This is a genomic window from Chryseobacterium lacus (assembly GCF_003336205.1).
In the GTDB taxonomy this organism is placed as follows: Bacteria; Bacteroidota; Bacteroidia; order Flavobacteriales; family Weeksellaceae; genus Chryseobacterium_A; species Chryseobacterium_A lacus.
The window spans coordinates 34,969-48,808 of the sequence record NZ_QPIE01000004.1 but is presented as its reverse complement, the minus strand read 5'-3'; the positions used below and the strand labels follow the sequence as shown (position 1 = coordinate 48,808).

The 13,840-nt window shown below is 40.7% G+C and carries 10 protein-coding genes; 6 read left to right on the top strand and 4 right to left on the bottom strand.

Going from position 1 to position 13,840, the window contains the following annotated elements; translation table 11 throughout:
• Positions 1–13: 13 nt before the first annotated feature.
• The gene (locus tag DQ356_RS05705) at positions 14–751 is read left to right on the top strand and encodes a class I SAM-dependent DNA methyltransferase (protein WP_114303517.1); all 738 of its coding nucleotides are present in this window, start codon (positions 14–16) and stop codon (positions 749–751) included.
• Positions 751–1,440: a ZIP family metal transporter gene (locus tag DQ356_RS05700; RefSeq protein ID WP_114303779.1), complete on the top strand. Its 690-nt coding sequence runs from the start codon at positions 751–753 to the stop codon at positions 1,438–1,440. The genes DQ356_RS05705 and DQ356_RS05700 overlap by 1 nt, the downstream gene beginning before the upstream one ends.
• 52 nt (positions 1,441–1,492) lie before the next feature.
• Here DQ356_RS05700 and DQ356_RS05695 read toward each other — a convergent pair whose 3' ends face one another.
• Together DQ356_RS05695 and DQ356_RS05690 are read right to left on the bottom strand one after the other, a co-directional pair.
• Positions 1,493–2,899, bottom strand: coding sequence for an OmpP1/FadL family transporter (locus DQ356_RS05695; protein WP_114303516.1), 1,407 nt, complete (start codon positions 2,897–2,899; stop codon positions 1,493–1,495).
• Between the two features lie 19 nt (positions 2,900–2,918).
• Positions 2,919–3,887, bottom strand: coding sequence for a DUF5320 domain-containing protein (locus tag DQ356_RS05690; RefSeq protein WP_114303778.1), 969 nt, complete (start codon positions 3,885–3,887; stop codon positions 2,919–2,921).
• A 157-nt stretch (positions 3,888–4,044) separates the two neighbouring features.
• Here DQ356_RS05690 and proS point away from each other — a divergent pair, with 157 nt between their 5' ends.
• Both proS and DQ356_RS05680 read left to right on the top strand, forming a co-directional pair.
• Positions 4,045–5,520, top strand: coding sequence for a proline--tRNA ligase (gene proS, locus DQ356_RS05685; RefSeq protein WP_114303515.1), 1,476 nt, complete (start codon positions 4,045–4,047; stop codon positions 5,518–5,520).
• A gap of 139 nt (positions 5,521–5,659) precedes the next feature.
• Entirely contained in the window at positions 5,660–6,922 is a 1,263-nt protein-coding gene (locus DQ356_RS05680; RefSeq protein ID WP_114303514.1) for an OmpA family protein, read from the top strand.
• Between the two features lie 670 nt (positions 6,923–7,592).
• Here DQ356_RS05680 and dnaK read toward each other — a convergent pair.
• Together dnaK and xth are read right to left on the bottom strand one after the other, a co-directional pair.
• On the bottom strand, positions 7,593–9,485 hold the full coding sequence (dnaK, locus tag DQ356_RS05675; RefSeq protein WP_114303777.1) for a molecular chaperone DnaK: 1,893 nt from the start codon (positions 9,483–9,485) through the stop codon (positions 7,593–7,595).
• Between the two features lie 157 nt (positions 9,486–9,642).
• Positions 9,643–10,416: an exodeoxyribonuclease III gene (gene xth / locus DQ356_RS05670; protein WP_114303513.1), complete on the bottom strand. Its 774-nt coding sequence runs from the start codon at positions 10,414–10,416 to the stop codon at positions 9,643–9,645.
• Between the two features lie 84 nt (positions 10,417–10,500).
• Here xth and ku point away from each other — a divergent pair, with 84 nt between their 5' ends.
• Positions 10,501–11,280, top strand: coding sequence for a non-homologous end joining protein Ku (ku, locus tag DQ356_RS05665; RefSeq protein ID WP_114303512.1), 780 nt, complete (start codon positions 10,501–10,503; stop codon positions 11,278–11,280).
• A 21-nt stretch (positions 11,281–11,301) separates the two neighbouring features.
• Positions 11,302–13,833: a DNA ligase D gene (gene ligD, locus DQ356_RS05660; RefSeq protein WP_114303511.1), complete on the top strand. Its 2,532-nt coding sequence runs from the start codon at positions 11,302–11,304 to the stop codon at positions 13,831–13,833.
• Positions 13,834–13,840 lie beyond the last annotated feature (7 nt).

The following is a 13,840-nucleotide window of genomic DNA, read 5'->3' as shown; positions in this document are numbered from 1 at the left end:
TTAATTTTGCACAATGGCATGGTTCGAAACGTGGTTCAATACCTCTTATTATCATATTCTCTACAAGGACAGGGATTTTGCGGAAGCTGAGCATTTCATTTCACTTTTGGTGAAAGATCTTGCTTTGAAAAAAAACGCTCATATTATTGATTTGGCTTGCGGAAAAGGCCGTCATTCTTTATTTCTTAATTCCCTAGGCTACAGCGTTTTGGGATTGGATTTGTCTGAAGAAAGTATTTTACATAATAAAGCATTTGAAAAATCAGAAAGGCCTTCGCTGAAATTTGGTGTTCATGATATGAGAAATCCTATACAAGGAGCACCTGTAGATGCGGTTTTCAATCTATTCACAAGTTTTGGTTATTTTGATGACCCTAACGATGACAGAAAAGTTTTTGAATCAGTATCCGATATTCTGAAAGAGAAAGGAATTTTTGTTCTGGATTTTCTGAATGAAAAATTTGTGAAAAACACCTTGTTTCCAGAGAGCATTACCGTGAAAGAAAATATTGAATTCCATATCAGCAAGCGGATTGAGAACCAACATGTGATCAAAGATATTCGGTTTACTGATAAGGGAGAAGACTTTCATTTTTTCGAAAAAGTGAAGCTGCACACTGCGGCCGAAATAAAGGAACTGGCAGAACAATGCGGTTTTGAACATGTAAAAATTTATGGAGATTATCATCTGGCAGCATTTGAACAGGAAAGTTCGCCCAGATGTATCAATGTTTTCAAAAAGCAAAGCTGATGATTGCCATTCTACTGATTTTAAGCGTACTCATCGGAGTCATGTTCGGGAAATTCTTTGGCAACAGACAGAAATTCGCGAAGAATCTTTTAATCCTGAGTGCTGGTTTTTTGATTACCGTTTGTTTAAACGAAATTTTTCCGATGATTTATCATTCGGGTGACAGCCATATCGGAATGTGGGTCATCGGAGGTGTATTGCTTCAGATGCTTTTGGAAAATATGACCAAAGGGTTTGAACATGGCCATTTTCATCACCATTCGGAAAAGGATATTTTGCCCTTGGCGCTTATTATCGGAATGTTTATTCATGCTTTTATCGAGGGAATTCCGTTGGCAGATGAAACTGAAGTATTCTCCTCTTACCTTCAGGGAATTCTGGTGCACAATCTTCCTATATCTTTTATCCTGGGTGCTTTTCTGTTTCGCAACAAGAAATTTTCTGCTTCTTCATGGCTGATTATCATTCTATTTGCACTGGCTTCGCCTTTCGGAATGTTGGCAGGAAATTATATGGATCTTTCTTATCAGCCGTATGCTCTGGCTTTGGTAGGCGGAATTTTCCTTCATATTTCTTCCGTCATTATTTTTGAAAGCAACAAAAACCATAATATCGATTGGGGTAAAATCGGCTTAGTGATTTTGGGAATTGCGGCGGCTATGGTAGCCCATCTTTTTCACCAGCATTAAAAAAACTCCGGAAGAACCGGAGCTTGAATTTTATAAAATTAATTATTCTACATTAAAATTTCCATCCAAAAGTAACTGAGAAGTTATTCCTTTTGTTCTGAACATCGGCTACAGCTGAAGATTCACTGTCTACAAAAGAATTGGCTGAATAATAGGATGAATTGATATTTCCATCATTATATCCGAAAAGAAACGGACTGTTGTACTTCGTGTTACTGTGCTGATAAGCGGCATCCACATAGAAAGACTTGAAATTATAACCAATACCCAAACCTACGGTATTTCTGCTGGATGCAAATAGATTGTTGTATGTCGCCAAAGCATCGCTGCCATCCTGGCGATAAGTATTCATAGAAACCGGTGAAACAGGATTGGAAGCGAAAGCATAACCGCCACGTATCCTAAAATCCTTAATCCTGTACTCCGCCCCTGCTTTTATTTCGGAAACATTATTGGCGTGATCCGAGAAAAAATCGTTCATTTCTGTTTCTGCTGCTCCGCGAACTTTATAATGCGGTTTGGTGATTCCAATGGTATAATCAATATTCATTGAGAAATTCTTACTGGCCACATACCCAGCGCTCAAAGTAGCTTTCAAAGGTGTCCGAAGATTACGGTTTTCTGCTGCCACCCCATCGCTTCCATTGATTTCATAATAATTGAATACCCTTTCTATATGCCACCAAGTGGGCGTTTCCAAAGCAGCTCCCCATCGGAAACCTCCCGGAAGTTTACCCAATGCACCTAAAGACATTGAAAATCCTGAAGCTTTTTCTGAAAAAGGAGTGTATTGTTTGGCAAACTGTTCAAAGAATACTTTATTGGTTGCGATATCACTAACTTTAAATTCTGCTGTGTCAAACTGATCCAACTCAACGGTATGAAAATTAAGTCCTGCACCAAAATAAATATTATTATCGTAATTGGCACCTACACCAATGTTCATTTTGGATTTCAGTCCTCGCCTGTCGTAAGCATGTCGGTTGAGTTCCAAATTATTAATAGCGTTTCCAAACTGAATGGTATTCAACCCAGGTGTTTCAATATAGTCATCTAAAGATTCTCCCGAATAGTTGAATCCAAGATTTACAAATTTCCACGGCGTTTCTGTCAGCAACTGAAAAGTGGCGACACCCCCTACATTTCCTATATTAAAATTGGAATTGGAATAGCTTGCGCTGTTTCCATATAAGGAGCTTTTGTTGGTATAATTGCTGAGCAAAAGTGTACCGGTGATTTCGCTGCTAATCGCAACGCCTAATCCAGCGGGGTTATTGAACAAAGAAGTGGCATCGCCCCCCAAAGCCCCTGTAGCTCCTGCCATCGCATTGAATTTTGCAGTGCCTTCATTTGTGCTTCCTGAATATACTCCGAGTGTATTTCTAACATTTGACACATCCTGAGCCTGAATATAGAATGCTGCGGAAATGCTTAATACAGCTAAAGATTTTTTAATCATATTCTAAATATTTACATTTTTATCTTCTGAACCCTCCTGAACGTGTACTTGAACCGCTGGAACGGACTCCGCCCGAAGAACTCCCGGAACGGAAACCTCCGCTGTCATTGGATCGGATATTAGGCTGCGACCGCTGTGGTTGCTGATAAGTAGGTTGTCTTGGTGAAGTCGGCGTATTGTACCTTGGCGTCGTTTGCTGGCGAGGGGTAACGCTGCTGTTCGGCTGGGTTCTTATATTTGGATTACGAATTCCGGTCGCAGAAGGTTGACGTGTATTGGTATTTCTAATACTTTGATTCTGCATTGATCTGATGCGGTCGTTCCGGAATCCGTTGTAACTGTTTGTCCTTAGTGAATTGCCTTGCGGATGCTGATAAGAGTTGTATAGTCTTCCATTGGCACCACTTCTCATGTAAGGATAAGATGGTCCGTACCCGTAATAATACGGGGAATTCCAGCCCCAGTACGGGTTAAAACCGCCCCAATAATAAGGAGAATATCCAAATCCATAGTACGGATATCCCCAATAGGGATTATACCAAGAAGATCCCCAACCCCACGAAAAACCAAAATGCCATCCGCTGCCCCAATAAGGATTGTATCCCCAAGGACTGTAATATCCCCAAGGAGACCAGCCGTAGTTCCATGAATCGCTGTAATAATTAGTTTCCGATCCAGCGTAAGAGCCCCAATCGGTGCTGCTGCCTTCATCCCAATATTTGCTGTTATCAATCCAGTCTCTGGATCGTACATTTTCAATGTAAGCAGTATTATCGTAATCGTAATAATCACCTACAGTATTTCCGGTATTGTTGGTAATAACACCTTCAGGAAGCGTATCCTTCTCCGGGTCGTAATACACACCATCGGTTTCAGTATAACCGCCAACCTGAACACCGCAGGAAATGAGGATCAAACTGCCTGAAACAGCGAGAATCATACTGGATTTCAGCCCTTCAGATAATTTTTTTAATATATTCTTTTTCATAATAATCTGAAAATTTAATTTTAAATATCTTTGTACAGGTTTAAACAGAAATGATACCATTATTTATGGGAAAATTTCACGTAAATATACATTTTTATTTTAGATGTCTGGCTTAACTAAAAGTTAAAAATAAATACAAAAAATTGAAATAAAAGGAATGGCAAAATTAACTTCAAGAAAAGAAGATTACAGCAAATGGTACAATGAACTTGTGGTAAAGGCTGATTTAGCAGAAAACTCACGGGTTCGGGGATGCATGGTAATAAAACCGTACGGATTTGCAATTTGGGAAAAGATGAAAGATGAATTGGATAGAAAATTCAAGGAGACCGGACACCAGAATGCCTATTTTCCGCTCTTCGTACCGAAAAGTCTTTTTGAGGCCGAGGAAAAAAATGCAGAAGGATTTGCCAAAGAATGTGCAGTTGTCACACATTACAGGCTGAAAACGGATCCAAATAATCCACAGAAACTGATTGTAGACCCTGATGCCAAACTTGAAGAAGAACTCATCGTACGCCCTACTTCTGAAGCCATTATTTGGAGTACGTATAAAAACTGGATTCAGTCCTACCGCGATCTTCCGATTCTCATTAACCAATGGGCCAATGTAGTACGCTGGGAAATGAGAACACGCCTTTTTCTGAGAACAACAGAATTTTTGTGGCAGGAAGGACATACTGCGCATAGCACCAAGGAAGAAGCGATAGAAGAGACCGAAAAAATGCTGGAAGTGTATGCAGAATTTGCTGAAAACTTCATGGCGATGCCGGTAATTAAAGGAATTAAATCGCCATCAGAACGGTTTGCCGGTGCTGTAGAAACGTATTGTATCGAAGCGATGATGCAGGACGGAAAAGCATTACAAGCCGGAACCTCACATTTTCTAGGACAGAATTTCGCTGAAGCTTTCGATGTAAAATTCACCAATAAGGAAGGTGAAATGGAATACGCCTGGGCGACATCCTGGGGAGTTTCTACCCGACTGATGGGAGCGTTAATCATGGCGCATTCCGATGATCACGGATTGGTACTCCCTCCTACTCTCGCTCCTTTTCAGGTAGTGATTGTGCCTATTTTTAAAGGAGAAGATCAACTTCGTCAGGTGGATGAAGTGGCTTTTGAAATTCAAAATAAGCTTAAAGCGAAAGGAATTTCTGTAAAATACGATAATGACAACCAGAACAAGCCCGGATGGAAATTTGCTGAATATGAACTAAAAGGTGTGCCGGTGAGAATCGCTTTGGGTGCCCGCGATTTAGAAAATAAAACAGTAGAAGTAGCCCGACGAGATACCCTCACCAAAGAAGTACAACCTCTGGAAGGAATTGAAAATTACATCGAAGAATTGCTCCAAAAAATACAGCAGGAAATTTATTTGAAGGCCCTAAACTTCCGCGACAGTAATATAACCAAAGTGGATTCTTACGATGAATTTAAAAAAGTACTGGAAGAAAAAGGAGGATTTATTTCCGCACATTGGGACGGAACCGAGGAAGAAGAAGAACAGATAAAAGAAGAAACGAAAGCCACCATTCGCTGCATTCCGCTGGACGCTGAAACAGAGAACGGCGTATCTCTGATCTCAGGAAAGCCCTCTTCAAAGCGGGTTATTTTCGCAAAATCGTATTAAACTTGTTAAATTTTTTGCCGGAAGAATTTATCTTTCAGTAAGTTCTAAACATTTGTTTAAAAAATTTTGTATTAATCCAAACCTAAAGCAGGTTTGGATTAGTTTTTGTATCGCAGAATGTAATATTAAATAAACTATTATGTCTGTAAACATTATTGATCTTATACAAGGACAATTGGGTTCTGCATTGATCACTCGACTGGCAGCGCAACTTCAGGAAAGTGAATCGGGAATCTCCAAAGCCATCAGCGGATTATTGCCAGTGGTTTTTGGAGGAATCGCCAATAATTCCACGCACCCCGCCATTTTAGATGCCGTTACAGGAGATCATCACAGCGCACTTTTAGGAAATCTTCAGGAATCTACAGCAGCCAGCCCTACGATTACGGCGGTCGTTTCCGCGATTCTGGGAGAGAAAACCAACGGAATATTGGATAAGATAAGTGAATTTTCCGGCATCAGTAATGCTTCGTCAGGAAGTTTATTAAATATCGTTGCGGGCGCAATTATAGGTTCCATAGGGAAGTACGCAGCGGATCAGAACATGGAAAGATCTGAAATTTCTACGCTATTAGACAATCAAAAATCAGCAGTAGCGTCAATGCTTCCCATCGGTTTATCGGCATCAGCATTAGGCCTGGAAAATAAATTCGAACAACCTGCGCCATCTCAAGCCACTACATCCGATGCTGAATCTACAGCGCGGATTACCAGAGCCGGGCATACCCATTTGCCGCCGAATCCGGATGACAAAGAAAGCGGTTCTGTTTTGAAATGGCTTATTCCTCTGGTTTTACTCACACTTGCTGCATGGTTTCTTTGGAAACAATGCGACAACCGGGAAACTACATCTACAGAAGATTTACCTTCCGATTCCACCATAATACAGGAAGATACCGTAGCATATCAGGGAAATACTCCTTCCGCCACCATAACAGATATTGACCTGAATGGCACTCCTTTGAAAGGATATGCCAACGGAATGGAGCAGCAAATGATCGACTTTTTGAAATCAGGAAATTATCAGAATGCAGCAAATGACGACGCCTTGAAGGAAACTTGGTATGATTTCGACAATGTTCAATTTCAAATGGGTTCCTATAATAAACTTGAACCCGGATCAGAAGGACAGCTTGAAAATTTGGCGAAAATATTAAAAGCATATCCGGAAGTTAAAATAAAAGTGGGCGGATATACAGATAAAGTGGGCGATGAAGCGGCTAATGTAAACTTATCACAGCAGAGAGCCAATTTCATTAAATCTGAATTGGAAAAACTGGGCGTAGGTTCTCAAGTGACCGGTGCCGAAGGATACGGCAGTCAACACGCCACCATTCCCGCCGATGCCTCCGATGAAGCTCGGGCCGTCGACCGCAGAATGTCAGTGCGATTTACAAAATAAAAAGCAAAGCTGTTTCGGGAGAAGCAGCTTTTTTTGTTGCATAATATAATAAGTTCCAAGTTCATTTGAGTATTACTCTTAAAACGCATCGTTGTCATCAGGTTTAAAAAATAACCATAGAAAAAGTGGCAATAAGGATAATAACTGTGGCAAAATCGGGAAAAGATTCTACTAAAAAACCCCAAATCATGGTGTCAATAAATAAAACTACCGAGATAACCGTAACCCATAAGATCCATTTCAGAAAATTCGTTAGAAGAAAGCTTTAATGATTATAAGTCTTAGGAATCCATTAACCGTAAAATGAGGAGTAATTTTTCGATTAACAGGTTTAACTCCACCAGCATGCAATGTTTAAACTGAGACGGAAACATTTGGTATTCGAGATGGGCCATCATTTAGTTTTTTAGTAGGATCTTCAATACAATATTACCGAAAAATCTTCACCTTACAATAACAGGAAAAATCTGAGCGGATATTTTTCAACACCGAGTCTTCATTTTCAGTATGGGCTCATGCGTTGTATGAAATCTGAGTATTTTGTTTTGAACAAGACGGACGATTATCGGAATAACCAAAAACACAAGAACGTAAATGAAAGAAAAAAATCGCCGCAAACATTACGTTTACAGCGATTTAATAATTATTTTTAATCGATTTTAGCCGTCAATTACTTCACTTCTTCAAAATCTGCATCCTGAACATCATCAGAACCGGTGTTAGCTCCGGCCGATCCCTGTCCTGCATCAGCCCCTTGTTGAGCTTGTGCGTTGTACATTTCTTCGGAGGCAGCCATCCAGGCAGCATCTAAAGCTTCGGTTTTGGTTTTTACAGATTCCATGTCTTTGGCTTCAAAAGCTGTTTTCAGTTCGCTAACAGCTGTTTCAATGGCTGCTTTTTTGTCTGCAGAAAGCTTGTCGCCAAATTCCTTCAGTTGTTTTTCCGTTTGGAAGATCAATCCGTCAGCTTTATTGAAAACTTCCACCTCTTCTTTTTTCTTAGCATCGGCAGAAGCATTTTCTTCAGCTTCGCGCTTCATTCTTTCAATTTCAGCATCAGAAAGTCCGGAACTTGCCTGAATTTTAATCGATTGTTCTTTGCCGGTTCCTTTATCTTTTGCAGATACATGAAGGATTCCATTGGCATCAATATCAAAAATGACTTCAATCTGAGGAACTCCTCTCGGTGCCGGCGGAATATCGGTCAGGTCAAACCTTCCGATTTCTTTATTATCATTAAACATCGGTCTTTCTCCTTGTCCTACACGAATGCTTACCGCAGGCTGATTGTCGGAAGCAGTCGAGAATATCTCAGATTTTTTGGTTGGTATCGTCGTGTTGGCTTCTATTAATTTTGTGAAAACAGAACCCATGGTTTCGATACCCAAAGAAAGCGGTGTAACGTCCAGAAGGAGAACATCTTTCACATCTCCGGTCAGTACACCTCCCTGAATGGCAGCACCGATGGCCACTACCTCGTCGGGGTTTACTCCTTTAGAAGGCTTTTTACCGAAGAATTTTTCAACTTCTTCCTGAATTTTAGGGATTCTCGTAGAACCTCCCACTAAAATCACCTCATCAATATCGCTCGCAGAAAGTCCTGCATCCGTCAGTGCTTTTTTACAAGGCTCCATAGAGCGTTTTACCAAATCTTCGGAAAGTTGCTCAAACTTCGCTCTGGTCAAGGTTTTCACCATGTGTTTCGGGCCAGACGCTGTTGCTGTGATATAAGGAAGATTAATTTCAGTTTGGGTAGAAGCAGAAAGTTCGATTTTGGCTTTTTCAGCAGCTTCTTTCAGTCTCTGCAAAGCGATAGGATCAGCTTTTAAATCCACGCCTTCTTCTTTTTGGAATTCAGAAGCCAGCCAGTTGATGATGACGTTATCAAAATCATCCCCACCTAAATGAGTATCTCCGTTGGTAGAAAGTACTTCGAAAACACCGTCTCCAAGATCCAGAATAGAGATATCAAAAGTACCACCTCCAAGGTCATATACTGCGATTTTCTGGTCTTTATGGTTTTTATCCAAACCGTAGGCTAAAGCTGCGGCTGTTGGCTCGTTGATGATTCTTTCCACTTTCAGCCCGGCAATTTCTCCGGCTTCTTTGGTAGCTTGTCTTTGTGCATCATTAAAGTAAGCAGGAACCGTAATCACCGCTCTGGTAACTTCCTGGCCGAGGTAATCCTCTGCTGTTTTCTTCATTTTCTGAAGAATCATAGCAGAAATTTCCTGAGGTGTATACTCTCTGTCGTCAATTTTTACCTTTACCGAATCGTTAGCTCCTTTTACCAATTCGTAAGGAACTTGTTGGTCATCGTCTGTTAAACTGGAGAAGTGGGTTCCCATATATCTTTTTATAGAAGAAATGGTTTTCTTAGGATTGGTTACCGCCTGTCTTTTTGCAGGATCACCAACCTTTCTTTCACCTTCATCCGTAAATGCTACAATCGAGGGAGTTGTTCTTTTCCCTTCCGCATTAGGAATGACAACCGGATCTTTCCCTTCCATTACTGAAACGCAAGAGTTGGTTGTTCCTAAATCAATTCCAATTATTTTGCTCATATTATTAAATATTGTTTTAATTCTTAAATCCGTTTTGGTTTTTCCTAAAAACATACCAAGCAAAAAATTCTGACAAATTGACAGCATGTCATGTTACACTACTAGAAATGAGAACAATAATTTTAATGACTTACTCATCCCAATTTATATCAATATTTTATGAGTCAGCAATTTGAATCCACACCGGAGCATGATCACTGGTTTTTTCCCATCCCCGTACATGACTGTCCACTACTACTTTTTTTAATCGATCTTTCATTGCGGGAGAAAGCAGAAAATGATCAATACGCAATCCCGCATTTCGCTGATAAGCATTTCGGAAATAATCCCAAAAAGTGTAGATAATTTCATCTGGATAGCGTTCCCGCAACGCATCTGTCCAGCCCTGACCCTGAAGTTCCTGAAACGATTCCCTTACTTCCGTCCTGAAAAGCGCATCATTCACCCATCTTTCAGGTTTATACACATCTTTTTCTTCAGGAATCACGTTAAAATCGCCAGCGAGAATAACGGGTTTCCCGGAAGTAATGAGCAATTCAGCATGAGCTTTCAGCCTTTCCATCCAGCGAAGTTTGTAATCGAATTTGGGGCCCGGATACGGATTTCCGTTTGGCAAATAAAGACAACCAATAATAAGCTCTCCTATTTTTGCTTCCAAATAACGGCTTTGAAGATCTTCCTCTTCGCCTTCCAAACCTCTCCGTCTTTCTTTTGGCGCTTCTTTGGAAAGAATAGCGACACCGTTCCACGATTTTTGTCCGTGCCACAAAGCGTGATATCCTGCGTTTTGTATCGCTTCCAACGGGAATTTTTCCTGGGGTGCCTTCAATTCCTGAAGACACACTACATCCGGCTGAGCTTCTTCCAACCAGCGCAATAAAACGGGCAATCTGCCATTAACGCCGTTTACATTATACGTTGCAATTTTCATTTTGATTTATAATTTTAACACAATTTGCGGATTGATAGTATTTGACATTGTTTTTGCAGCCATTATTGAACCAATTAACAAAATATGAGAGCGATTTGGAACGGTGCCATCGGGTTCGGCTTAGTGAATATTCCTGTAAAGTTGTATTCGGCAACAGAAACAAGTGCCTTAGATCTGGATATGTTGGATAAAAAAGATTTCAGCAATATCCGGTTTAAAAGAGTGAATGAAAAAACGGGGAAAGAAGTGGCTTGGGAAAATATCGTAAAAGGATATAAAATGGAAGACCGCTATATCGTTCTGGATCCTGAAGATTTTGCCGCCGTTAGCCCCGAAAAATCCAAAATACTTTCCGTAAAACAATTTGTAAAAGAAGAAGAAATAGATCCGGCGTATTTTGAAACGCCATATTTTCTGGAGCCTCAGAAAAATGGTGAAGAGGCGTATAAACTCTTACTGAAAGCGCTGATCAAAACAAAAATGGCCGGAATCGGAACTTTTATTCTGCGAGAAAAAGAAATCCTGGGATTGGTCCGACCTTTCGAAAATAAAATACTGATGGTGAACCGCATGCGTTTTCCACATGAAATAAGAAGTTATGAAGATCTGAAAATGCCTTCCGCAAAAGCTTCTAAAACGGAAGAACTGGACATGGCAGAGTCGCTGATCAAACAGTTGGCAACAGAATTTACTCCTGAAAAATTTAAAGATACGTACCACGATGATCTGATGAAAATCATCGAACAGAAAGCGAAAGGAAAGAAAACCAAAGCGATAGAGGAAGAACAACCCGAAAGTGCTCCTTCCGACTTGATGGCGCAACTGAAAGCGAGCCTTGAATCTGGCAAGAAAAAAGCCGGTTAATTTCATTTTTAAACATCATCTATGCCTCTTCAGGAATACAACAAAAAAAGAAATTTCGACGACAGCCCGGAACCGAAAGGCAAGTCCCGCGAAAGCAAAACTGATTTGAAGTTCGTGGTTCAAAGACATGCCGCTTCACACCTTCATTATGATTTGAGGCTTGAAATGGAAGGCGTTCTGAAAAGCTGGGCGGTTCCCAAAGGGCCGTCCATGAATCCTGAAGATAAAAGGCTTGCGATGATGACAGAAGACCATCCTTACGAATACAAGGATTTTGAAGGCAGTATTCCTGCAGGAAATTACGGAGCGGGAGAAATGGAAATCTGGGATTCCGGAACGTATGAGCCTGAGGAAAAAATCAAGGGGAAATCCGACGATCTGGTCATGCGTACAGCTCTTCACAAGGAAAGCCTTAAATTTAAACTCAACGGTGAAAAACTGAAAGGCGGATTTGCATTGGTTAAAATTAAAAATTCAAAGCAGGAAAACGCATGGCTGCTGATCAAACATAAAGATGAATTCGCCACTTCCGAACCGTATGATGCGGAAGAATTTACCGACGAAGATTCCAAAGTAACGGCCTACCTTGAAAAAAAAAATCAAAAAAAAGATAACCGCCAAACCAATACCGTAAAATCCTATAAAAATTACGCACTTTCCTTAGCCCGTGCAGGAAAAGTGAGCGATTATATCGTTCCGATGCTCGCTAAAAACGCCAAAGAACCTTTCGACGACAAAAACTGGGCTTTTGAAATAAAATGGGATGGCTATCGCGCTGTTGCAGACCTTCGGGAAGAACCTCAACTGTACTCCAGAAACGGAATTGATTTTTCCAAAAAATTTAAAAAAATCTACAATCACCTGAAACTCCAGAATCATGAAATGGTTGTGGATGGTGAACTGGTTGCTTATGACCACACCGGAAAACCTAATTTCCAGTTGCTTCAGCAAATGGGTGATCATCCTAACCTGAATGTGGTGTATCAGGTATTCGACATCATCTGGCTGAACGGATATTCCACCGAACAACTCTCCTATCTTCAGCGAAAAGAATTATTAAAAGACGCCCTGAAGGAAAGTGATTATATCCGATACCACGACTATGTTCTGGAAAACGGAAAAGAATTTTTCAAACTTGCTGAGCAAACAGGACTGGAAGGCATTATCGCAAAAAATATTGAAAGTACTTACAGCAGAGGCGTTCGGACTTCAGAATGGTTGAAAATAAAAACCTTGCAAACAGAGGAAGTTTTGATTTGCGGTTTTACCGAACCTCAGGGTTCCAGAAAATTTTTCGGATCATTAATTTTAGGAACTTTTATCGATGGAAAGCTCACTTTCTCGGGACATGCAGGAACGGGATTTACAGACCGGAGCCTTAAAGAGCTCCACGAATTGATGACCCCTTTGATTAGAAAAACATCACCTTTTGAAAAGATACCCAAAACCAATGCGGTGGCAACCTGGATTTCCCCGAAGTTGGTTGCTGAAATTAAATATACTGAGCAGACAAAAGACGGAATTTTCCGTCATCCGGTATTCCTTCATCTTCGGGAAGATAAATCCGCTGAAGACCTGAAACCAGTCGTGTCAGAAAAAATGGATCCTCAACCTACCTTAAAACCAAAAATCGTGAAAGAGAAGAAAGATATTCAGAAAAAAATCGGAAAGCAGGAAGTGAAACTAACCAATCAAAATAAAATCTATTTTCCAAAAGATGAGCTAACGAAAGGCGATGTGGTGGCGTATTACCAAAGTGTTGCTTCCTATATTCTGCCCCATCTGAAAGACAGGCCCCAATCGATGAACCGATTTCCCAACGGAATCGACGGCATGAGTTTTTATCAGAAAGATGCAGCGGACGAAACGCCGGATTGGGTAGAAACCCAAGAAATTTTCTCCGAAAGCAACGAGAAAAACATCAGTTATATTCTCTGTAACGATGCGGCAACCATGGCATACCTTAATAATCTCGGCTGTATCGATCTGAATGTGTGGACCAGCAGAATACAAAATCTCGAAAACCCGGATTATCTGGTTCTGGACCTCGATCCTTCAGAAAAAAACACTTTTGACGATGTTATTGAAACTGCGCTTTCAGTAAAAAAAATACTGGATATTGCTGATATTGAAGGGTATCCAAAAACTTCAGGAAGTTCGGGAATTCACATTTATATTCCCATGGGTGCGAAATATTCCTTCGATCAGGTGAAAGATTTCGCACATATTCTGATGCAGATGGTACAGAAGGAACTTCCGGACCTCACCACGCTGGAACGCAGTCTTCAGAAACGTGACAAAAGCAAGATTTATCTGGACTATTTGCAAAACCGGCGCGGACAAACCTTGGCAAGCGTCTACAGCATTCGCCCGAAAAACGGTGCTCCGGTTTCGATGCCTTTAGAATGGAAGGAAGTAAAACCCGGCTTAAAACCTACCGACTGGAATATTGAAAATGCCAAAGATCGGCTCGATAAAAAAGGTGATCTCTTCAAACCAGTGATAGGAAAAGGAATTGACATGCTGAAAGCCATTAAAAAAATATCGGAATAAAGGTCAG

Coding starts and splice junctions, on each gene's coding strand:
- DQ356_RS05705 (WP_114303517.1), top strand. CDS start 14: ATGGCATGGTTCGAAACGTGGTTCAATACCTCTTATTATCATATTCTC.
- DQ356_RS05700 (WP_114303779.1), top strand. CDS start 751: ATGATTGCCATTCTACTGATTTTAAGCGTACTCATCGGAGTCATGTTC.
- DQ356_RS05695 (WP_114303516.1), bottom strand. CDS start 2,899: ATGATTAAAAAATCTTTAGCTGTATTAAGCATTTCCGCAGCATTCTAT.
- DQ356_RS05690 (WP_114303778.1), bottom strand. CDS start 3,887: ATGAAAAAGAATATATTAAAAAAATTATCTGAAGGGCTGAAATCCAGT.
- proS (WP_114303515.1), top strand. CDS start 4,045: ATGGCAAAATTAACTTCAAGAAAAGAAGATTACAGCAAATGGTACAAT.
- DQ356_RS05680 (WP_114303514.1), top strand. CDS start 5,660: ATGTCTGTAAACATTATTGATCTTATACAAGGACAATTGGGTTCTGCA.
- dnaK (WP_114303777.1), bottom strand. CDS start 9,485: ATGAGCAAAATAATTGGAATTGATTTAGGAACAACCAACTCTTGCGTT.
- xth (WP_114303513.1), bottom strand. CDS start 10,416: ATGAAAATTGCAACGTATAATGTAAACGGCGTTAATGGCAGATTGCCC.
- ku (WP_114303512.1), top strand. CDS start 10,501: ATGAGAGCGATTTGGAACGGTGCCATCGGGTTCGGCTTAGTGAATATT.
- ligD (WP_114303511.1), top strand. CDS start 11,302: ATGCCTCTTCAGGAATACAACAAAAAAAGAAATTTCGACGACAGCCCG.